This is a genomic window from Sphingomonas adhaesiva, from assembly GCF_002374855.1.
In the GTDB taxonomy this organism is placed as follows: domain Bacteria; phylum Pseudomonadota; class Alphaproteobacteria; order Sphingomonadales; family Sphingomonadaceae; genus Sphingomonas; species Sphingomonas adhaesiva.
The window spans coordinates 90,554-111,490 of the sequence record NZ_NWVC01000004.1; the positions used below are offsets into that span (position 1 = coordinate 90,554).

Genomic DNA, 20,937 nt, shown 5'->3' on the forward strand with positions numbered 1-20,937 from the left:
CCCGGCGCCGGCCGGCGTGTCGGTCAGGACGCCGCCGGCGGGGCCGGGGCGGGGGCGGCGCGCGAGATGGTGAGCGCGTCCGGGTCGTCGATCAGGTCGCGCACCGCCGCCACGTCGCCCTGGTCCACCACGCCGAACACCGGCGTGGCGGCGCGGCGCGGATCGCTGACGTGCAACTGCTCGGTGGCATAGCGGTTCACCGTCGCGACGACGTCGGACAGCGGCTCGCCGCGGAACACCAGCTTGCCGCGCGTCCAGGCGGTGATCGTCTCGGGATCGGCGGCGACCGACTGGCTGATGAAGCCGACGTCCTGCCCGTCGCGGCGCGCGGTGCCGAACGCCACGCGCTCCCCGCGGGAAGCGAGCTTCACGATCGGTTCGGCCGCCCCCGGACCGGTACCGTGCAGGGCGATGCGGATCGTCCCGTCCACCACCGCCACGGACGCATCGCCCGCGCGCAACGCCACGTCGAACGCGGTGCCGACCGCCCGCACCTCGCCATGCGGCGTCGCCACGACGAACGGGCGCGCGGTGTCGTGCGCGACCTGGAACAGCGCCTCGCCCGCGATCAGCCGCAGGTCGCGGCGTGTCGGCGTCAGCCGCACCGCCACCCGGCTGTCGGCGGCCAGCGTGACCGTCGACCCGTCCGCCAGCCGGACGACGCGGCGTTCGGCGTGGCCGGCGGCATATTCGGTCGCGGTCGGTGCGGCGGCGGGGCCGGGCGCGGTGTAGAGGTGACGTCCCCCCACGGTCAGCGCGAGCGCCGCCGCCGCGGCGGTCGCCGCCAGCCACCATCCGCGCCGGCGCGGCGGGGCGGGCGCCTCCTCGACCGCGGGCGCGTCCTGCCGGCCCAGCCAGTTCCAGAAGGCCTCCGCCTCGGCCCGGTCGTCGGGATGCAGGTCGGCACCGCGCCCGTCGTGCAGTGCCTCGAACACCGCTTCGGCGCGCACGCCCAGCGGCGCGGGCGGGCGGGGCGACGGGCCGGTCATGCGCCGCGCTCCATCAGATGGTGGAGCCGGCGATAGAGGTGCGCGGTCGCCTTCGTCAGGTGTTTCTGCACCATTCGCGGGCTGATCCCCAGGTCGCGGGCGATCTCCCCGGTGCTGCGTTCCTCGAACCGGCGCAGGACGAAGACGTCGCGGACCCGCGGCGACAGTTCCGCCAGCGCATCGGCCAGCGCCACGCGTACGTCGGCGGCGCGGCGGCGTTCCTCCTGCTCGGCGGCGACGGCGGGGTGATGCTCCTCGGCCAACGGGACGGTCGGCAGGTTGCGGCGATGCCGGTCGGCGATCAGGTTGGCGGCGATGCGGAACAGATAGGCCTGCGGCGTCTCCACCGCGCGTTCGCGCACGCTGGACATCAGCCGGGCGCAGGCTTCCTGCACCAGGTCGTCGACCTCGTGCGGATCGGCGACGCGGCGCGCGACGAACGAGCGCAGCGCGGCGCGATAGGTGGCGAGCGCCCCGTCGCTCCACGCCGGTGCCTGGCCGCTCCGGGCCTCGGGCGGGTCGCCCGGTCCGGGCGCGCTTTCCTGTCTCATGCGATGGTCACCCCCGCGGACATGACGCGAAAGCGCGGACAATGCGAACAGGTAATAGGGTGCGCGCAAAAAAATTATCCCCGCGGCGGTTCGCGATCGCCAGATCGTGCGTCATCAGCATGGAGGACAGGTGCAGGGAGCCTGTCGACGGTCGGGGGACCCAATGAAGAAGACGATGCATTTCCTGTTGCTGTCCGCGTGCGCCGTGGCGCTGGCCACACCCGCCCAGGCGGCTTCGGGCGACCGCGCGGTGGCGGTCGACGTGGCGGCGGGGCGGCTGGACAGCGCGCTGTTGCAGGTGGCGCAGCAGACCGGGGTGCAGCTGGTCTTCACCGATCCGGCGATCGGGACGAAGATCGCGCCGCGGCTGGCCGGGCGCTTCACAACCGGCGGCGCGCTCGACCGGTTGCTGGCGAACAGCGGCTACACCTGGCGCTATACCGGCCCGAACCGCGTCCGCGTGATCGCCCGGCCGGTCGCCGCCGCGCTGCGTCCCGCCGCGCTGGTGCAGGAGGCGCCGGCCGCGTCGCCCGCATCGGACGAAGGGCGCATCGTCCCGTCGAACGACCAGGTCGAGGCGGCGCTGACGGCGGATGACGCCGCCGCCGCCCCTGCCGCGGCCGACGATATCGTCGTCGTGGGCAGCCAGATCCGCGGGGCGAAGACCACCGCGGCGCTGCCGGTGACGGTGGTCGACGAACGGCAGATCGCCAATACCGGCGCGGTCACCGGCGACGAGCTGTTCCGCTCGATCCCGCAGCTGGGCGACGTCACCTTCAATAGCTCGTACCTGCCCAACAGCTCGAACGCGGCGCGCGGCGACGTGGGGTCGGTGAACCTGCGCAACCTGGGCGTCGGCAACACGCTGGTGCTGCTCAACGGGCGGCGCGTGGTCAACCACCCGACCAGCCGCGCGGACGAGAATCTGGTGCCGGTGCTGACGTACAACACCAATGCGATCCCCGTGTTCGGGCTGGAGCGGCTGGAGGTGCTGCGCGACGGTGCCGCCGCCATCTACGGATCCGACGCGGTGGCCGGCGTCGTCAACACCGTGCTGCGCACCGATTACGACGGCGTGCAGATCGAGGGGCAGACCGGCTATCCCGAAGGCACCAGCCTGACCGAGAGCAACCTCAACCTGCTGCTGGGCAAGAACCTGGGCGGCGGGCGCGGCAACGTGACGCTGTTCGCCAGCTACGCCACGCGGTCGGGGCTGCGCAGTTCGGAACAGGATTACACCGCCTCCGACGACAAGCGCCCGCTGTTCGTCGGCACCCGCTTCGAAGGGGTCAATGCGCTCGACGGGCGCGCGGCGATCACGCCATGGGGATCGTTCCAGACCGTCGGCAACGTGCAGGTCCGCCAGAACGGCACCGTGCTGACCAATGCGTCCGGCCAGTTCCATATCCAGCCGTCGACCAACACCGGTTGTCAGACGAACGCGACGACCGGGCTGAAGAACGGGCTGTGCATCGACGATGGCACCAACACCGCCGCCGCCGATCGCAACCTGCGCTTCGATCCGCGCGTCGCCTATGACACGTACATCCAGCCGAAGGTGAAGCGGATCAACCTGTTCCTGAACGGCCATTACGACCTGACCGACGGGCTGGAGCTGTTTGGGGAAGCGGGCTATTATTCGGCGACGACCGACAGCATCCAGTCGTCGTCGGGCACGCTCAGCTCGCTGCCGATCGTCATCCCTGCGACCAATTACTACAATCCGTTCGGCCCGACCGTGCTGAACGGCGCCGCCAACCCCAACCGCCTGCCCGGGATCAACGCGCCAGCGGCCGGGCTGCCGGTGACGCTGTCGAGCTACAATATCGCCGACGCCGGCCCCAATCTGGTGCATGTGAAGAACGACCAGTGGCGCGCGCTGGCCGGGCTGCGCTGGGAATGGCTGGGCTTCCGCTGGGAAAGCGCGGCGCTGTATTCGCAGGCGACGGTGCGCGACACGTCGGACGGGATCAGCGCCACCGCGCTGCAGCGCCAGCTGGGCCTGTCGACGCCCGATGCCTATAATCCGTTCAACGGCAGCGATCTGGCCAACCCCAGCGGCGCCGACACGACGCTCAGCAATGCCGCCGCGCTGAACGCGATCCGCATCACGACCACGCGCTTCAGCAAGTCGACGCTGGCGCTGGCCGACATCAAGGCATCGCGCGCGGACCTGCTGACGCTGCCGGGCGGCAATCTGGGCATCGCGTTCGGGGCGGAAGTGCGCCGCGAAACGCAGCTGGACGACCGCGACCCGCGCGTCGACGGCACGATCACTTTCACCGACAGCGTCACCGGGACGAAGCTGGGCTCCGACCTGGTCGGCACCAGCCCGTCGCCCGACACCAGCGGGCGGCGCACCGTCGCCGCTGCCTTCGTCGAACTGGCGGTGCCGGTGGTGGCGCCGGACATGAACGTGCCGCTGATGCGCAGCCTGGAGGTGCAGCTGGCGGGCCGGTTCGAACATTACAGCGACGTCGGATCGGTGGCCAAGCCCAAGATCGCGGGTGCGTGGGAAGTGGTGCGCGGGCTGCGCCTGCGCGGTTCCTATGCCGAAGGGTTCAAGGCGCCGAACCTGGAACAGATCAACGCCCGCGTCGTGACGCGGTCGAACACGCGCACCGACTGGATCCGGTGCGAGGCGCAGCTGCGCACCGGCGCGATCAACAGCTTCGCCAATTGCGCGCAGGGCTTCGCGATCCAGGCGCAGCGCGCCGGCAATCCGGACCTGAAGCCGGAAACGTCGAACACCTGGAGCGCGGGCGTGGTGCTGGAACCCCGCTTCCTGGAAGGATCGCTGGGCCGCGTCACCTTCACCGCCGACTACTGGCACGTCCAGCAGAAGGGCATCGTCGGCATCTTCGGGGAGGGCAATGCGCTGATCGCCGACTATCTGGCGCGCGTGTCGGGGACGACCAACCCCAATGTGATCCGCGCCGCGCCGACCGCGGACGATATCGCGCTGTTCGCCGGATCGGGGATCGCGCCGGTCGGCCGCGTCGATTACGTGCGCGACCAGTACGTCAACCTGCTGCCGCAGGAGGCGGCGGGCGTCGATCTGGGCGCGACCTGGGAATTGCCGGACTTCGGGGCGGGGCGCTTCTCGTTCGCGGCCAACGCCGCCTATCTCGACAAGTTCTTCCTCGAACCGTCGCCGCCGATCCAGGAGCTGATCGACGCGCGCGCATCGGGGAAGATCAACGCCGGCACCAACATCGCCGACGCCGGCAGCCTGGTGCGCCAGAACGGCAAGCCGCGCTGGCGCGTCACCGGATCGGCCAACTGGCGGTACGAGAAGTTCGAGCTGGGCGCGTTCACGCAATATACCGGCGATGTCGAGGACACCGGGCTGATCGACAGCGCGGGCGTGCCGTGGCTGATCGACAGCCAGATGACCTACAATCTGTATGGCCAGATCACCGTCGGCAACAAGCGCGAGGGCCGCTATCGGATGCGCATCGGCGTGCGCAACCTGACCGATGCGAAGCCGCCGCTGTCGTCGAACGGCTTCCTGGGTTCGCTCTACACCCCCTATGGCCGCTACTGGTACGCCAATCTGCGCGCCTCGTTCTAAGGAAGGACGATCCCGATGCTTCGCCGCCTGTCCGCCGCCGCGCTGATCGCTGCCGTCCCGTCGATGCCGGTGGCGGCGGCGCAGGAGGAGCCGCCGGCGCGGGCGGCGACGCCGTCGGGGGGCGACATCGTCGCCTATGACCAGATCCACAAGCCGGTGGTGGGGCGCGGCGGGATGGTCGTCAGCCAGAACGTGCTGGCGGCGCAGGTCGGCGCGCAGATCCTGCGCAAGGGCGGCAACGCCGTCGACGCGGCGGTCGCCACCGGCTTTGCGCTGGCGGTGACGCTGCCGCGCGCGGGCAATGTCGGCGGCGGCGGCTATATGCTGGTGCACATGGCGGCGCGGGGCGGGCGGCCGGCGCAGACGATCGCGATCGACTATTACGGCCAGGCATCGCGCCACACCACGCCCGACCTGCTGCTGGACGCGGCGGGCAAACTGGACCAGGCGAAGGTGATGTCGATGAAGGGCGTCGCCATCCCCGGCACGGTCGCCGGGCTGTGGGAGGCGCATCGCCGCTTCGGGTCGCTGCCGTGGGGCACGTTGCTGGCGCCGGCGATCGCGATGGCGGACAAAGGCGTGCCGCTGTCGGAGGACGAGGCGAAGGCCAATGCCGAGCAGCGGCGGCTGATGGCCGACGATCCGGCGGCGATGGCGATGTTCTTCAAGCCGGGCGGCACGGCCTATGCTCCCGGCGAGACGTTCCGCCAGCCCGATCTGGCCGCCACGCTGCGGGCGATCGCGGCGGGCGGGGCGGACGCCTTCTACCGTGGGCCGCTGGCGCAGAAGCTGGCGGCGGGCATCCGCGCGGGCGGCGGGATCATCGATGCTGTCGACCTGGCGGGGTATCGCGCGATCGTTTCCGAGCCGATCTGGTCCAGCTATCGCGGGCGGCGCATCGCGTACATGCCGCCGACCGCATCGGGGGTGAGCGTCGCGGAGGCGATGAATATCCTGGAACGCTTCCCGGTGGCGGAGGCGAAATGGGGCAGCGTCGCCAACCTGCACCTGCTGTCGGAAACGATGAAGATCGTGTCCGCCGACCGCCGGCTGGTGGGCGGCGCGCCCGACTGGCAGACCCCGGCGCGCGGGTTGGCGAGCAAGGATTATGCGACGCAGCGGGCCGGGCTGATCCGCCCCGACCGTTCGCTCGACGCGCGGACGCTGCCGGACGGGAATCCCTATCCGTTCGAAAGCAAGGACACGACGCACTTCTCGGTGGTGGATGCGCAGGGCAATGCCGTCAGCAACACCTATACGCTGTCCGCTTCCTATGGCGCGCATGTCGTCGCGCCGGGGACGGGGGTGCTGCTCAACAATTCGCTGGGCAACCTGTCGTGGTCGCGGCGCGGCGGCGGGGCGACGCGCGATGCGACGCGGCCGGTGCCGGGCAAGCGCGTCGGATCGACGATCACGCCGCTGATCGTGTTCCGGGACGATCGCCCGTGGCTGGTCACCGGGACGCCCGGCGGCGGCTATATCATCGCGACGATGGTGCAGCTGCTGTCGAACGTCATCGACCACGGGCTGAACGTGGCGGAGGCCGCCGAGCGGCCGCGCATCAACCAGGGCGGCGGCGATGCGCCGCTGGAGCTGGAGGGCGGATTTTCCCCCGATATCGTGCCGTTGCTGGAGGCGAAGGGGCATCGCGTGCGCCCGTCGAACACGATGGGCAGCATCCAGAGCATCATGGTGGAGGGCGATGCCTTCCTGGGCGCGGCGGACACGCGGCGCCCCGATGCGGCGGCGGTGCCCGCGCGCTGATCGCTGACGCGGGCTTGGCGGCGCGGGGGCGGGGGGCTATCCCGGCGGGGTGCAGCAATATCTCGATCTGATGCGCCGCGTGCTCGATTCGGGCGCGCGGCAGATGGACCGGACCGGTACGGGCACGCTCAGCGTGTTCGGCCACCAGATGCGCTTCGATCTGGCGCAGGGGTTTCCGGTGCTGACCACCAAGAAGCTCCACCTGCGATCGATCATCGTCGAGCTGCTGTGGTTCCTGCGCGGCGACACCAACGTGCGCTGGCTGCAGGACCGCAAGGTGAGCATCTGGGACGAATGGGCCGACGAGAACGGCGATCTCGGCCCGGTCTACGGCAAGCAATGGCGCGACTGGGAGACGGCGGACGGCCGCCATATCGACCAAATCAAGGGATTGATCGCGGATATCCGCACCAATCCGGCGTCGCGGCGGCAGATCGTGACGGCGTGGAACCCGGGCGAGCTGCACGCGATGGCGCTGGCGCCGTGCCATTGCCTGTTCCAGACGCATGTCGCGAACGGCAAACTGTCGCTGCAATTGTACCAGAGGTCGGCGGATATCTTCCTGGGGGTGCCGTTCAACATCGCCAGTTACGCGCTGCTGACGCACATGCTGGCGCAGCAATGCGGGCTGGACGTGGGCGACTTCATCTGGACCGGGGGCGATTGCCACCTGTATTCGAACCATCTGGAGCAGGCGCGCACGCAGCTGGAGCGCGCGCCCGGAACGCTGCCGCGGTTGGAGATCACGCGGTGCGCGCCGGCGATCGACGCCTACGAAGCGGAGGATTTCGTCCTCCACGGGTATGAAGCGCAGCCACATATCAAGGCGCCGGTCGCCGTCTGAGCGCGTTCAGGCGCGGTTCAGCACGTCGATTACACATGTAAACGCATGGTTCGGAAGGGAGCGGACGATGCGGGAATATGTATTCGTGGCGGTGATCGCGACCTTGTGCGCGCTGGCGCTGCAATGGAGCGCGACGCTGGGTGCCGCCGCCGCCCCGCCCGCTGCGACGGCGCGGCCCGCGGGCTGACTTTACGCCGCGCGCGCGCCGCGATAGCCGGGGCGGCATGATCTTCTTCGTCCTGGCGCGCGCCGACAATGGCGTGATCGGCGTCGACGGCCGGCTGCCGTGGCGGCTGCCCGCCGACCTGAAACGCTTCAAGGCGCTGACCATGGGGCGCCCGATGGTGATGGGGCGCAAGACGTTCGACAGCTTCCCCGCGCCGCTGCCGGGACGCCGGCATATCGTGCTGACCCGTGACGCGACATGGCACGCCCCCGGCGCGGAGGTGGCGCATGACGTCGACGCGGCGCTGGCGCTCGCCGGCGCGGGCGAGGTGGCGGTGATCGGCGGCGCGGAAATCTATGCGCTGATGCTGCCCCGCGCCGACCGGATCGAACTGACCGAGGTGCATTGCACGCCCGACGGCGATGCGCGCGTGCCCGCGTTCGACGGCTGGCGCGAGATCGCGCGCGAGGCGCATCCGGCGGACGGCGATCGCCCGGCCTATGACTTCGTGACGCTGGTGCGCTAACCTCCGTCCCGGCAACGGGCGGGGGAGAATCGTCGTGCGCACATGGCTGATCGGCGGGGCGGCGTTGCTGATGCTGGCGGCGGCCGGCTTCTTCCTGTTCGCGCCGGCCTGGGTCGAAGGGTCGATGAACAAGGTGGTGCCGGTGCCGCTGCGGATCACCGCCGCCGCGCGCGGTTTCCCGGTCGCCGACATGCACGCCGATACGCTGATGTGGCAGCGCAACCTGCTGCTGCGGTCCGACCGCGGGCAGGTGGACCTGCCGCGGCTGATCGCGGGCGGCTATGCGCTGCAGGTCTTCTCATCGGTGACGAAGACGCCGCGCGGGCAGAATTACGACGCCAACGGCGCCGACAGCGACAATATCACCGCGCTGGTGATCGCGCAGCGCCAGCCGCGGCGCACCTGGGGATCGTTGCTGGAACGATCGCTGTTCCATGCCGAGAAGCTGGGCCGCTATGCCGCGGCGTCGGGCGGGCGGTTGCGGGTGGTGCACCTTCCCGCCGATCTGGATGGGGCGGGACAGCGCGGCGCGCCGGTGCTGGCGATGCTGTCGATCGAGGGGTTGCAGGCGATGGAGGGCGATATCGCCAACCTGGACCGGCTGTACGTCGCGGGGTTCCGCATGGCCGGCCTCGCGCATTTCTTCGACACCGACGTCGCCGGTTCGATGCATGGCGAGCACAAGGGCGGGCTGACCCCGCTCGGCCGGCAGGTGGTGCGGCGGATGGAGGCGCTGGGGATGATCGTCGACGTCGCGCATGCCAGCCATGCGGCGGTGGCGGACATTCTGGCGATGGCGCGCCGCCCGGTGGTGTCGAGCCATGGCGGCGTGCAGGCGACGTGCGGGGTCAACCGCAACCTGAGCGATGCGGAGATCCGCGGGATCGCGCGCACCGGCGGGGTGATCGGCATCGGTTACTGGGAGGCCGCGATCTGCGGCACCACGCCGGACAGGGTCGCCGCCGCGATCCTGCACGTGCGCGATGTGGCCGGGATCGACCATGTCGGGCTGGGATCGGATTTCGACGGCGCGGTGACGACCGGGTTCGACGCGGCGGGCGTGCCGGCGGTGGCGCAGGCGCTGCTGGACCGCGGGCTGTCGCGCGACGACGTGGCGAAGGTGATGGGCGGCAACGTCTTGCGTGTCGTGCGCGCCGGGATTGCCCCGGAGGAAGCACGCCCCTAGAGCGCGGGGCATGGAGCGGCTCGACGGCGGCTCGGCGGTGCCCGCCCATCTGGCGGGCGGGATCGTCGCGCTCGGCAATTTCGACGGCGTGCACCTGGGCCATCAGGCGGTGGTGGGCCGGGCGGTGGCGCGTGCGCGCGCCGAAGGGCGCCCGGCGCTGGTCGCCACGTTCGATCCGCACCCGGTCCGCTATTTCCGCCCCGATGCGCCGTGGTTCCGGCTGACCACGCTGGACCAGCGCGCGCGGCTGTTCGCGCAGGCGGGCGCGGATGCGATGGTGGTGTTCCGGTTCGACGCCGCGCTGGCGGCGCTGAGCGCGGAGGATTTCATCGCCGAGCGGCTGGAGCGCGCGTTGCAGGTGGCCGGCGTGGTGACCGGCGAGGATTTCACCTTCGGCCACGCAAAGCGCGGCACGGTCGCGATGCTGCGCGCGGCGGGTGCGCGCGGCGGCTATGCGGTGGACACCGTCGGCCCGGTGATGCTGGACGGGGCGCCGGTATCGTCCACCCGCATCCGCGAGGCGCTGCGCGCGGGCGACATGCGCGGCGCGGCGCGGCTGTTGACGCGCCCGTTCGCGATTCGCGGGACGGTGCAGCATGGCGACAAGCTGGGCCGGACGATCGGCTATCCCACCGCCAATGTCGACATGGGCGATTACCTGCGCCCTGCCTATGGCATCTATGCGGTGCGCGGATACCTGCCCGACGGACGGGTCGTGCCCGGGGCCGCAAACCTGGGCGTGCGCCCGACGTTCGAGCCGCCCAAGGAATTGCTGGAGCCGTATTTCTTCGACTTTTCGGGCGACCTGTACGGGCAGGAGATCGAGGTCGCGCTAATCGACTATCTGCGCCCGGAAGCGAAATTCTCAGGGCTGGACGAACTGGTCGCGCAGATGGACCGCGACTGCGCGCGCGCACGTGAGTTGCTGGCGGAATAACGGCGCGCTAAGGCCTGACATTCCATGGCCGATGCATCCGACACGCCGCGCGACTGGCGCGAAACCGTCTTCCTGCCGAAGACCGATTTTCCCATGAAGGCGGGGCTGCCGCAGAAGGAGCCGGCGATCCTGGCGCGATGGCAGGACATGGACCTGTACCGCCGCCTGCGCCAGGAGCGCGCGGGGCGCGAGACGTTCATCCTCCACGACGGCCCGCCTTATGCCAATGGCGACATGCACATCGGCCATGCGCTGAACCATATCCTGAAGGACATGGTGGTGCGCACCCAGACGCTGCTGGGCAAGAACGCGCCCTATGTCCCCGGCTGGGATTGCCACGGCCTGCCGATCGAATGGAAGGTCGAGGAGGAATATCGCAAGAAGAAGCGCAACAAGGATGAGGTGCCGCCGCGCGAGTTCCGCGCCGAGTGCCGCGCCTATGCGCAGCATTGGGTGGACACCCAGCGCGAGCAGCTGAAGCGGCTGGGCATCAACGGCGACTGGGACAAGCCGTATCTGACGATGGATTTCGCCGCGGAGGCGACGATCGTCGCCGAGCTGATGAAGTTCGCCGAGACGGGCCAGCTGTATCGCGGCGCGAAGCCGGTGATGTGGTCCCCGGTCGAAAAGACCGCCTTGGCCGAAGCCGAAATCGAATATGAGGACATCACCTCCACCCAGATCGACGTCGGGTTCGAGGTGATCCAATGCCCCGAATATCCGGGGCTGGCGGGCACGATCGCGCCGATCTGGACCACCACGCCGTGGACGATCCCGGTCAACCAGGCGATCGCCTACGGTTCGGCGATCGACTACCTCCAGTTCGAAAGCGGCGGGAAGAAGTATCTGGTCGCCGAGCCGCTGTTCCCGGCCTTCTCCCAGCGCACCGGCCTGAAGCTGGAAGGGATCGTCGCGCTCATCAAGGGGCCGGTGCTGGAAGGCGCGACGGTGCGCCATCCGATGCATCATCTGGGCGGCTTCTACGCCACGCCGCGCCCGTTCCTGGAGGGCGACTTCGTCACCATCGACGCGGGCACGGGGCTGGTCCACATGGCGCCCGACCATGGCGAGGACGATTTCGAACTGTGCAAGAAGCACGGGATCGAGCCGGTGTTCGCGGTGGATGCCGCGGGCATGTACCGCGACGACTGGGCGTGGCTGGGGGGGCAGGGCAGCGTCATCAACAAGAAGTTCGTCGCCAGCGACGGGCCGATCTGCACCGACCTGCGCGACACCGGCCTGCTGCTGTCCGCCAGCGACGATTTCCAGCACACCTACCCGCATTCGTGGCGGTCCAAGGCGAAGGTGATCTATCGCTGTACCCCGCAGTGGTTCATCGCGGTCGACCGGCCGATCGACGGAGAGGCCGACACGCTGCGCAACCGCGCGATCGCGGCGATCGCGGCGACGCGGTTCGTGCCGGAAAAGGGCCGCAACCGCATCGGCGCGATGGTGGAGGGGCGGCCCGACTGGGTGATCTCGCGCCAGCGCGCGTGGGGCGTGCCGATCGCGCTGTTCGTCGACCGGCGCACCGGCCAGTATCTGGTCGATCCGCAGGTCAACGCGCGGATCGTCGCGGCCTTCCGCGAAGAGGGCGTCGATGCGTGGAGCGACGCGGCAATGCCCGCGCTGCTCGGCCCCGATCGCGACCCGGCGGATTACGAGCGGGTCACCGACATCCTGGACGTGTGGTTCGATTCGGGCTGCACCCATGCCTTCGTGCTCGACAGCGGGCGCTGGCCGGAACTGAGCTGGCCCGCCGATCTGTATCTGGAAGGGTCGGACCAGCATCGCGGCTGGTTCCAGTCGTCGCTGCTGGAAAGCTGCGGGACGCGCGGGCGGGCGCCCTATGACGCGGTGCTGACGCACGGCTTCACGATGGACGCCAAGGGCATGAAGATGTCCAAGTCGCTGGGCAACACCATCAACCCGCTGGACCTGATGCGCGATTACGGCGCGGATATCCTGCGGCTGTGGGCGCTGTCGGTCGATTTCACCGAGGACCATCGCATCGGCAAGGAGATCCTGGCCGGGGTGGCGGACCAGTATCGCAAGCTGCGCAACACGTTCCGCTACCTGCTGGGCGCGCTGGACGGGTTCGACGAGGCGGAGCGGCTGGCGGTGGGCGAATGGCCGGAGCTGGAGCGGTACATGCTCCACCTCACCCATGCGCTGGACGCGCAGCTGCGCCGCGCGGTCGAGGCGTATGACTTCAACGGCTACGTCCGGCTGCTGAGCGATTTCGCGAACGAGGACCTGTCGGCGTTCTTCTTCGATATCCGCAAGGATTCGCTCTATTGCGATGCCGCGGGCGATGTGACGCGGCGCGCCTATCGCACGATGCTGGACGTGCTGTTCCACGCGATGGTGCGCTGGGCCGCGCCGGTGCTGGTGTTCACCGCCGAGGAGGTGTGGCAGGCGCGCTTCGCCGATGCGGACGGATCGGTCCACCTGCTCGACTGGCCCGAACTGCCCCCGGAAACCGGAGAGGACGTCGCCGCGCGCTGGGGGGCAGTGCGTGAGCTGCGCGCGCGCGTGACCGAGGCGATCGAGCCGCTGCGCCGTGAAAAGACCGTCCGCTCCAGCCTGGAGGCGGAGGTGACGGTACCCGAGCTGCCGCTGGATGCCGCCGCGCTGGCGGAGGCGTTCATCGTCGCCAAGGTGACGCCGGGCGATACGGTGTCGGTGACGCGCACCGATTACCGCAAGTGCGGCCGCTGCTGGCGCCACCTGCCCGACGTGGCGGCGGACGACGGGCTGTGCGGGCGCTGCGCCGACGTCGTCGGGGCCGGCGCGTGAGCAAGGTGCCGCGTGCGGGGCTGGCGGTGGCGGCGGCGGTGTTCGTCGTCGACCAGGCGGTGAAATGGCTGGTCACCGGGCCGCTGGGCGTCGATTTCCTGGGCGCGTACAAGACGATTCTGCCGATCTTCGACCTGCGCTTCACGAAGAACGAGGGCGTGTCGCTGGGGATGCTGCGCGCCGAGACCGAGCTGACCCGCTGGCTGCTGGTGGCGTTCACCGCCGCGATCGCCACTGGCGTCGCGATCTGGATGACGCGCGAGGACAAAAGCGCCGACCGGCTGGCGCTGGGGCTGGTGCTGGGCGGTGCGCTGGGCAATATCCTCGACCGCATCCGGCTGGGCTATGTCGTCGATTTCGCCGACCTGCATTTCGGCGAATGGCGCCCGTTCCTGATCTTCAACGTCGCGGATGCGGCGATTACCATCGGCGTGCTGATTCTGCTGGCACGCGCGCTCCTGATCCGCGAGAAGCGGCCCGATCCTTCGGAGAATGTCCATGCGTAAGTCTGTCGTCGTGGTGGCCTCGCTCACGGCGCTTGCCCTTGTCTCGGGCTGCGGGAAGAGCGGTTACGACCGTGCGCGTCCCGACGAATTCGCCGTCGCGCGCCAGCCCCCGCTGGTGATCCCGCCCGATTTCGCGCTGGTCCCGCCGCAGCCGGGCGCCGCGCGGACGCAGGGCGTGAACACCCAGGCGCAGACGCTGGAGGCGCTGTTCGGCGGCCCGGCGCAGCGCACCGGCACGCAGGGCGCGGTGATCGACGAAGCCGGCGGCACCGGCGCGGCGCAGGCGGGCATCCGCTCCGCCGTCGGCGATCCGCAGACCAACGTGATCGACAAGGGGCAGACGACCCGCGACATCATCGCCGCGCCGCAGGGCGACGGGCAGGGCGCCCGCGCCTCCGCAGGGGCGACCGCCGCGCCGGCCGCCAGCGCGACGCCCGCGCCGCAACAGTAAGCGACCGGGGGCGCGCGACCGAGCGCGGGCGAACGTTCGCGTCGTCATGCCGGACCTGTTCCGGCATCCACCCACCCGCAAACATGCCAGGTCGGGACTCGCGGAGCAGTGGACCCCGGAACAGGTCCGGGGTGACGGGTTCCACGGGGCGGGCGGCACGCATTCCACGAAGGCCGCAGCCTTCGCCGGGGTGACGATTGCCCGATGCCCGTCGCCCCAGCGCAGGCTGGGGCCTTTGCGAAGCGGGCGTCGCGCCAGTCGCGGGAGATCCCAGCTTTCGCTGGGATGACGGAGTGGGGGCGCGCGGCAAACGCTCGCTTCCTCCCTCCGCTATTAGCCCCGCTGTTCCGGCCAGCTGCGGATGTAGACGTCCTGCTGGGCGAAGGGGATGGCGATGCCGGCGTCCTTGAACATCCACCACAATCGGTTGAGCACGTCGGAGCGGACGTTGCCGACGCCGCTTTCGGGGTCGCTGATCCACGCCAGTATCTCATGCTCCACCCCGTCGTTGCCGAACGCGGTCAGCCAGACGTTCGGCTTGGGGCTGGCGAGCACGCGCGGGCTGGCCAGCGCGGCCTTCAGCATCAGGTCCTGCGCCAGTTTCAGGTCGCTGTCATAGGCGACGCTGACGGGGATGCGCACGCGCACGTTGCGGTCGGAATAGGACCAGTTCTCCACCTCGCGCGTCATCAGATCCTCGTTCGGGATCAGATGTTCCTTGCCGTCGCGGGTGACGACCGACACCGCGCGCACGCCGATCTTGTTCACCCAGCCGAAGCTTTCGCCGACGACGATCACGTCGCCGGGCTTGATCGAACGATCCATCAGCAGGATGATCCCGGCGATCAGGTTGCCGATCGTCTTCTGCATCCCGAAACCGACCGCCAGGCCGAACGCGCCGGAAAACACCGCGAAGGCGGTCAGGTCGATCCCGATCAGGTCGATCCCGAACAGGAAGGCGACGACCACCGCGGCGATGCCCGCGATCTTCTGCGCCAGGATCTTCTGCGTCGGGTCGAGCGCGGGGGTGCGGTCGATCGCATGCGCGACGACGCGATTGACGACCCGCACCAGCGCGATCAGCACCACCACCGTCACCAGCGCGGAAATGAGCGCCAGCAGCGACAGGCGCCGCGACCCGATGGTGACCGCGATCGCATCCAGCGTCGCGGTGATCGGCTCCAGCCCGCCGACCGCGCGGCTGAACAGCGCGACGAACACGATCGCCTCCACCGTCCACGACGCCCAGCGCGGGATGCCGACGCCGCGCATCAGCTGGTGCGTCGTCAGCGCGGCGGCGCTGCCCAGCGCCAGCCCGACCGGCGCGCCCGCCCAGGGCGACCAGCGATGCGCGACCAGCACCACCGCCAGCAGCAGCGCGGCGGTGCCGTGGCGCACGATCAGCCCGAGCCGCGGGCGCAGCCCCTCACCGGTCTGGCCGGCGACATGATCCTTCCACCAGTCCGCCAGCCGCGGGCCGAGTGCACGCCCCGCCGCCACCCCGATGGCGAGCGCCAGCAGCACCAGTGCGCCGGCCACCGCCGCCTCCACCGCCTGCGCACGGCCGGGCAGCGGGATGCCGTAGCGCGCCAGCACGGTGACCCATTCGTTCACCCGCGCGCGGCCCGGAACGCCGCCAGCCCGCGGTCGAGATCGGCGATCAGGTCGCCCGGATCCTCCAGCCCGATCTGCAACCGCACCAGCGGCCCGGCGACATCGGGGGTGGTGGCGGTGCGATAGCGGTGCGGATCGACCGGCAGCGCCAGGCTTTCATAGCCGCCCCAGCTGTAGCCGATGCCGAAATGCGCCAGCGTGTTGATCAGCGCGGCGCGCGCGCGTTCGTCCCCGCCATCCAGCACGAAGGAGAACAGCCCGGACGATCCCGCGAAATCGCGCGCCCACACGTCATGGCCGGGGCAGGAGGGTAGCGCGGGGTGCAGCACGCGCGCGACGCCCGGCTGCGCGTCCAGCCAGCGCGCGATCGCCAGCGCGCTGTCCTGATGCTGTTTCAGCCGCACCGCCATGGTGCGCAGCCCGCGCGACGCCAGCCAGGCATCGTCGGGGCCGGTCACCTGCCCCAGCTGGAACGCGGTGTCGCGCAGCGCCGCGAACCGCCCCGGCGCGGCGGTGACCGAACCCAGCATGACGTCGGAATGGCCGACGACATATTTGGTGCACGCCAGGATCGTGTAGTCGACGCCGTGCGCGATCGCGGGGAACAGCAATGGCGTGGCCCAGGTATTGTCCAGCACCGTCGCCACCCCGCGCGCCCGCGCGGCGGCGGCGATGGCGGGGACGTCCTGCACCTCGAACGTCAGGCTGCCGGGGCTTTCCATCACGATCGCGCGCGTCGCCGGGCCGATCAGGTCGGCGATGCCGGCGCCGATCAGCGGATCGTAGAAGCGCGTGGTGATCCCCATCCGCCGCAACAGCCCGCCGGCCATCGACCGCGTCGGGTCATAGGCGCTGTCGGTCACCAGCAGTTCGTCGCCGGGCGACAGGATCGCCAGCAGGCATCCGGCGATCGCGGCGACGCCGGAGGGGTAGAGGAACGTCCCCTCCGCCCCCGGTTCCAGCTGCGTCAGCGCGTCAGCCAGGCTCCATTGCGTCGGCGTGCCGCGCCGGCCGTAGAACAGCCGGTGGTGCGTGTCCTTCCCCGCCGCGGCCCGCAGGTCGGCGACATCGTCGTACAGGATCGTCGAGGCGCGCCACACGGGGGTGTTGACGATGCCGCGGGTCCATTCGTCGCGCCGCCCGGCGGTGACGACGCGCGTGGCGGGTGCGATGTCGTGCCCGTGATCGGTGTCGTCGCTCATGCCGCCCCCGTCGCCTTGGGGGTGGAAGGGTCGGCGCCCCATTCGGTCCAGCTGCCGTCATATACCGCGGCGTCGCGGCCCAGCAGATGCGCGCCGAACGCCAGCACGCTGGCGGTGATCCCCGATCCGCAGGTCATCGTCATCGGCCGGTCGAGGTCGACGCCCGCGTCGGTGAAGGCGGCGGCTAGGTCCGCGCCGCGCTTCCACGTGCCGTCGGCGTTGAACAGCCGGTTATACGGCAGGTTGCGCGCGCCCGGCATGTGCCCCGCGGCGATGCCGGGGCGCGGATCGGCTTCCTCGCCGGTGAAGCGCGCGGGCGAGCGGGCATCTACCAGCTGTTCGCCGCCGTCAGCGACGATCGCGCGCACCGCGGCCATGTCGCGGATGCCGACGCCGATCTCGCGCGGGGTGGCGTGGCGCGGGGCGGAGGCGCCGGGGCCGGTTTCCAGCGTGCGGCCCTCCGCGCGCCATTTCGCCAGCCCGCCGTCCAGGATCGCGACCTCGGTGAAGCCGAACGCGCGCAGCATCACCCAGGCGCGCGCCGCGGTGTGGTGCGCGGCATCGTCGTACAGGACGATGCGCGTGCCGTCGCCCAGCCCCAGCTTTCCCATGCGGCTGGCGAATTGCGCGGGGCCGGGCAGGGTGGAGGGCAGCGGGCTGGCGGCATCCGAAAAGCCGTCAAGGTCCATGAACACCGCGCCGGGGATATGCCCGGCGGCGAATTCGGCCGCGGCATCGCGCGGCGGCGCGCCCGGCAGCTTCACGTGATAGGTGGCGTCGGCGACGCGCAGGTCGCGCGCGCCCAGCTGGCCGGCGAGCCATTCGGTGGAGACAAGGGGTTCCATGTCCCCTCCATAGCCGCGCGGGATGGCGAGGGAACAGGTCGCAATTGCGCGCGCGCGGGACTATGTGCGCGAACATGACACCGAAGTTCCTTGGCCAGGCCAGCACGCTTCCCGCATCGCCGGAGGAAGCGGCGCTCGATTACGTTCCCAACCCGCGCCCCGGCACCGCGTATCTGGTGCGGTTCGTGCAGCCGGAATTCACCTCGCTCTGCCCGGTGACCGGCCAGCCCGATTTCGCGCATCTGGTGATCGATTACGTGCCCGGCGACACGATCGTCGAATCGAAGTCGCTGAAGCTGTTCCTGGGATCGTTCCGCAACCACGCCGCCTTTCACGAGGATTGCACCGTGGGCATCGGCGACCGGCTGTTCCGCGAAATGGCACCGCGCTGGCTGCGCATCGGCGGTTACTGGTATCCGCGCGGGGGGATGCCGATCGACGTCTTCTGGCAGTCCGGCCCGCCGCCGGAGGGGGTGTGGCTGCCCGATCAGGGCGTCGCGCCGTACCGCGGCCGCGGCTGACCGGGCGGGCCGCGTCGGTCCGCCGCGCCCCGCTTTCGATTGATCGCGATCAACACGATCGGGCGTGGTTGCAGTGCAACATTCCTGCAACCATCTGCTTCATGACGGGTTCATCGCCCTATGCGCGCGGGTGTATCGCCCGTCGTGCTGCATCAGCGAAGGCAGAGGAATGAAGCAGTCGGCTATCCCGCAGGACGTCACGCATATCGCGCTCGTCGGCAATTTCCTTCCGCGCAAATGCGGTATCGCGACGTTCACCACCGATACCTATACCGCGCTCAAGCGGCGCTTCCCGGACATGTCGGTCGACGTCTACGCGATGGACGACCACCCCGGGCGCTACGACTATCCCGACGCCGTCACCGGCACGATCCCGCAGCATGACCGCGCCGCCTATCTGGCGACCGCGCGCGCGATCGAGGCGAGCGGCGCGCAGGCGCTTTGGGTGCAGCACGAATACGGCATCTTCGGCGGGGAAGCGGGCGCGCATATCCTGTCGCTGATCGACCGCGTGTCGATCCCGCTGGTGGTGACGCTGCACACCATCCTCGAAAAGCCGAGCGCGGCCGAGCGCACCGTTCTGGAAGGGCTGCTGCGCCGCGCGGCGAAGGTCATCGTCATGGCCGAGCGCGGGCGCGAGATCCTGGAGCGCGTCTATGGCGCGAATGCCAAGGCGATCGCGGTGATCCCGCATGGCGTGCCCGATCGCGCGTTCGTGGAGCCGGATTCGCTCAAGGACCGCTTCGGCTGGACCGGGCATCGCGTGATCCTGACGTTCGGGCTGCTGGCGCCGGGCAAGGGGATCGAGACGATGATCGAGGCGATGCCCGCGGTCGTCGAGAAGCACCCGGATGCGATGTACGTCGTGCTCGGTGCGACGCACCCCAATCTGGTCGCGCACGAAGGCGAGCGGTATCGCGATTCGCTGAAGGAGCAGGCCGACCGGCTGGGCGTGGGCGCCAATGTCGCGTTCATCGACGCGTTCGTCGATCATGACGACCTGATCGACTATCTCCAGGCGTCCGACATCTATGCCACGCCGTATCTGAACCCGGCGCAGATCACGAGCGGGACGCTGAGCTACGCTGTGGGCGTGGGCAAGGCGGTGATTTCCACGCCCTACGTGCACGCGACCGAGATCCTGGCGGACGGGCACGGCGTGCTGGTCGATTTCCGCGACGCAGCGGCCTTCGCGCGCGAGATCAACGACCTGCTGGGCAGCAAGCGCAACATCGCGCGGCTATCGGCGCGCGCCTATGCCCGCGGGCGGACGATGATCTGGTCGCAGATGGCCGAAACCGCGATGGCGGAGATCGTCGGCGGCATCGCGGCGCGGCCCGCGCGGCTGCGCGGTGCGGCCTCGACGCGCAAGGTGCTTCCCGTAGACCTCACCGCGGTCGAGCGGATGAGCGACGCGACGGGGATGCTCCAGCATTCGATCTTCTCGGTCCCCGATCGTCGCCACGGCTATTGCATCGACGACAACGCCCGCGCGCTGATGCTGATGAGCGCGGTCGAGGATTGCGACCCGGCGACGCGCGACAAGTGGACCACGGTCTATGCCGCGTTCGTGCAATATGCTTGGAACCCGGACGCACGGCGGTTCCGCAACTTCATGAACTTCGACCGGACGTGGTGCGAGGATATCGGGTCGGAGGATTCGAACGGCCGTGCGCTGTGGGCGTTGGGCGTGACCGCGCGCGATGCGCACGAGATGAAGCACCGCGACTGGGCGCAGGCGATGTTCGATTCCACCGCCAGCCTGGCGCTGGAGCTGGAAAGCCCGCGCGCGCAGGCGTTTGCGATGCTGGGTGCGGCGGCGATGTTGCAGGCGTCGCCCGGCCACCAGCTGGCGTCGCGGATCCTGCGGCGCTTTCCGGACGAGCATCTGGCGCTGCTGGACGCCGCGCGGCGCCCCGAATGGGGCTGGTTTGAAATCGTGCTGGCCTATGACAACGCCCGCCTGCCGGAGGCGATGATCCGCGCCGGCGTGGCGCTCGACCGCCGCGACCTGATCGACTGCGGGCTGGATACGCTGGCGTGGATCGTCACCAAGCAGACCGCGCCGGAGGGCCATTTCCGCGCGGTGGGATCGGAAAGCTTCGGCCGCGTCTATGCCGAGCCGCTGCCCTTCGACCAGCAGCCGCTGGAGGCGCAGGCGACCATCGACGCGTGCGCCGCGGCGTTCGACGCGACCGGCGACCGTCGCTGGTTCGACGAGGCGAAGCGCGCTTACGACTGGTATCTGGGCGCCAACGACCTCGACCTGCCGCTCGCCTCGTTGGGGGACGGTGGGTGTTTCGACGGGCTGATGCCCAGCGGGCTGAACCGCAACCAGGGCGCCGAATCGATCCTGGCGCTGCAAATGGCGTCGTGTGCGATTTCGGGGCTTTCAAAGCGCCTGGGAAAAGTGGCAGGGACACAGGTGCACGAACGGTCGGCGTAACGCCGGCTGCGCGCGC

At 70.0% G+C, this 20,937-nt stretch carries 16 protein-coding genes; 11 read left to right on the forward strand and 5 right to left on the reverse strand.

Features of this window, described 5'->3' with window-relative positions; genetic code table 11:
* Window positions 1-23 precede the first annotated feature (23 nt).
* Window positions 24-989 (reverse strand): FecR family protein, encoded by a 966-nt coding sequence (locus COA07_RS10110; RefSeq protein WP_096640937.1) that lies wholly within the window; start codon window positions 987-989, stop codon window positions 24-26.
* Window positions 986-1,540, reverse strand: coding sequence for an RNA polymerase sigma factor (locus tag COA07_RS10115; RefSeq protein ID WP_066710197.1), 555 nt, complete (start codon window positions 1,538-1,540; stop codon window positions 986-988). The genes COA07_RS10110 and COA07_RS10115 overlap by 4 nt, the downstream gene beginning before the upstream one ends.
* Before the next feature lie 163 nt (window positions 1,541-1,703).
* Here COA07_RS10115 and COA07_RS10120 point away from each other — a divergent pair, with 163 nt between their 5' ends.
* The 9 genes from COA07_RS10120 (at window position 1,704) to COA07_RS10160 (ending at window position 14,293) form a co-directional block, all read left to right on the forward strand.
* The gene (locus COA07_RS10120; RefSeq protein ID WP_245842107.1) at window positions 1,704-5,114 is read left to right on the forward strand and encodes a TonB-dependent receptor; all 3,411 of its coding nucleotides are present in this window, start codon (window positions 1,704-1,706) and stop codon (window positions 5,112-5,114) included.
* A gap of 15 nt (window positions 5,115-5,129) precedes the next feature.
* Complete coding sequence (gene ggt / locus COA07_RS10125; protein ID WP_066710190.1) at window positions 5,130-6,878, forward strand: gamma-glutamyltransferase; 1,749 nt, start codon at window positions 5,130-5,132, stop codon at window positions 6,876-6,878.
* 49 nt (window positions 6,879-6,927) lie between these two features.
* Complete coding sequence (locus tag COA07_RS10130; protein WP_083956828.1) at window positions 6,928-7,722, forward strand: thymidylate synthase; 795 nt, start codon at window positions 6,928-6,930, stop codon at window positions 7,720-7,722.
* A 224-nt stretch (window positions 7,723-7,946) separates the two neighbouring features.
* Window positions 7,947-8,414, forward strand: a complete 468-nt coding sequence (locus COA07_RS10135) for a dihydrofolate reductase (protein ID WP_066710185.1) — start codon at window positions 7,947-7,949, stop codon at window positions 8,412-8,414.
* 34 nt (window positions 8,415-8,448) lie between these two features.
* Entirely contained in the window at window positions 8,449-9,600 is a 1,152-nt protein-coding gene (locus COA07_RS10140; RefSeq protein WP_066710182.1) for a dipeptidase, read from the forward strand.
* Between the two features lie 10 nt (window positions 9,601-9,610).
* A complete protein-coding gene (locus COA07_RS10145; protein ID WP_066710180.1) occupies window positions 9,611-10,537 on the forward strand; it encodes a bifunctional riboflavin kinase/FAD synthetase in 927 nt (308 codons plus the stop codon).
* A 24-nt stretch (window positions 10,538-10,561) separates the two neighbouring features.
* Window positions 10,562-13,336, forward strand: a complete 2,775-nt coding sequence (gene ileS, locus COA07_RS10150; RefSeq protein ID WP_066710178.1) for an isoleucine--tRNA ligase — start codon at window positions 10,562-10,564, stop codon at window positions 13,334-13,336.
* Window positions 13,333-13,842, forward strand: a complete 510-nt coding sequence (gene lspA, locus COA07_RS10155) for a signal peptidase II (protein ID WP_066710174.1) — start codon at window positions 13,333-13,335, stop codon at window positions 13,840-13,842. Before ileS ends, lspA begins: the two co-directional genes overlap by 4 nt.
* On the forward strand, window positions 13,835-14,293 hold the full coding sequence (locus tag COA07_RS10160; protein ID WP_096640939.1) for a DUF3035 domain-containing protein: 459 nt from the start codon (window positions 13,835-13,837) through the stop codon (window positions 14,291-14,293). Before lspA ends, COA07_RS10160 begins: the two co-directional genes overlap by 8 nt.
* 333 nt (window positions 14,294-14,626) lie before the next feature.
* Here the strand turns inward: COA07_RS10160 and COA07_RS10165 are convergent, their stop codons facing one another.
* The 3 genes from COA07_RS10165 to COA07_RS10175 are packed head-to-tail and all read right to left on the reverse strand — an operon-like array spanning window position 14,627 to window position 17,954.
* Window positions 14,627-15,907, reverse strand: coding sequence for a mechanosensitive ion channel family protein (locus COA07_RS10165; RefSeq protein WP_245842108.1), 1,281 nt, complete (start codon window positions 15,905-15,907; stop codon window positions 14,627-14,629).
* Complete coding sequence (metC, locus tag COA07_RS10170) at window positions 15,904-17,109, reverse strand: cystathionine beta-lyase (protein ID WP_066711523.1); 1,206 nt, start codon at window positions 17,107-17,109, stop codon at window positions 15,904-15,906. Before metC ends, COA07_RS10165 begins: the two co-directional genes overlap by 4 nt.
* On the reverse strand, window positions 17,106-17,954 hold the full coding sequence (locus COA07_RS10175) for a sulfurtransferase (protein ID WP_066711522.1): 849 nt from the start codon (window positions 17,952-17,954) through the stop codon (window positions 17,106-17,108). Before COA07_RS10175 ends, metC begins: the two co-directional genes overlap by 4 nt.
* A 74-nt stretch (window positions 17,955-18,028) precedes the next feature.
* On the opposite strand from COA07_RS10175, the gene queF reads away from it, so the two are divergent.
* Window positions 18,029-18,475 carry a preQ(1) synthase gene (queF, locus tag COA07_RS10180; RefSeq protein ID WP_066711521.1) on the forward strand — a complete coding sequence of 149 codons (447 nt, stop codon included), beginning with the start codon at window positions 18,029-18,031 and terminating at the stop codon, window positions 18,473-18,475.
* Between the two features lie 169 nt (window positions 18,476-18,644).
* Window positions 18,645-20,921, forward strand: coding sequence for a glycosyltransferase family 4 protein (locus tag COA07_RS10185; protein ID WP_066711520.1), 2,277 nt, complete (start codon window positions 18,645-18,647; stop codon window positions 20,919-20,921).
* The last annotated feature ends 16 nt before the right edge of the window (window positions 20,922-20,937 follow it).

Bases quoted from the DNA above. Each gene is read 5' to 3' on its own strand.
- COA07_RS10110 (WP_096640937.1), bottom strand. From the start codon at position 989: ATGACCGGCCCGTCGCCCCGCCCGCCCGCGCCGCTGGGCGTGCGCGCC.
- COA07_RS10115 (WP_066710197.1), bottom strand. From the start codon at position 1,540: ATGAGACAGGAAAGCGCGCCCGGACCGGGCGACCCGCCCGAGGCCCGG.
- COA07_RS10120 (WP_245842107.1), top strand. From the start codon at position 1,704: ATGAAGAAGACGATGCATTTCCTGTTGCTGTCCGCGTGCGCCGTGGCG.
- ggt (WP_066710190.1), top strand. From the start codon at position 5,130: ATGCTTCGCCGCCTGTCCGCCGCCGCGCTGATCGCTGCCGTCCCGTCG.
- COA07_RS10135 (WP_066710185.1), top strand. From the start codon at position 7,947: ATGATCTTCTTCGTCCTGGCGCGCGCCGACAATGGCGTGATCGGCGTC.
- COA07_RS10145 (WP_066710180.1), top strand. From the start codon at position 9,611: ATGGAGCGGCTCGACGGCGGCTCGGCGGTGCCCGCCCATCTGGCGGGC.
- ileS (WP_066710178.1), top strand. From the start codon at position 10,562: ATGGCCGATGCATCCGACACGCCGCGCGACTGGCGCGAAACCGTCTTC.
- COA07_RS10160 (WP_096640939.1), top strand. From the start codon at position 13,835: ATGCGTAAGTCTGTCGTCGTGGTGGCCTCGCTCACGGCGCTTGCCCTT.
- metC (WP_066711523.1), bottom strand. From the start codon at position 17,109: ATGAGCGACGACACCGATCACGGGCACGACATCGCACCCGCCACGCGC.
- COA07_RS10175 (WP_066711522.1), bottom strand. From the start codon at position 17,954: ATGGAACCCCTTGTCTCCACCGAATGGCTCGCCGGCCAGCTGGGCGCG.
- queF (WP_066711521.1), top strand. From the start codon at position 18,029: ATGACACCGAAGTTCCTTGGCCAGGCCAGCACGCTTCCCGCATCGCCG.
- COA07_RS10185 (WP_066711520.1), top strand. From the start codon at position 18,645: ATGAAGCAGTCGGCTATCCCGCAGGACGTCACGCATATCGCGCTCGTC.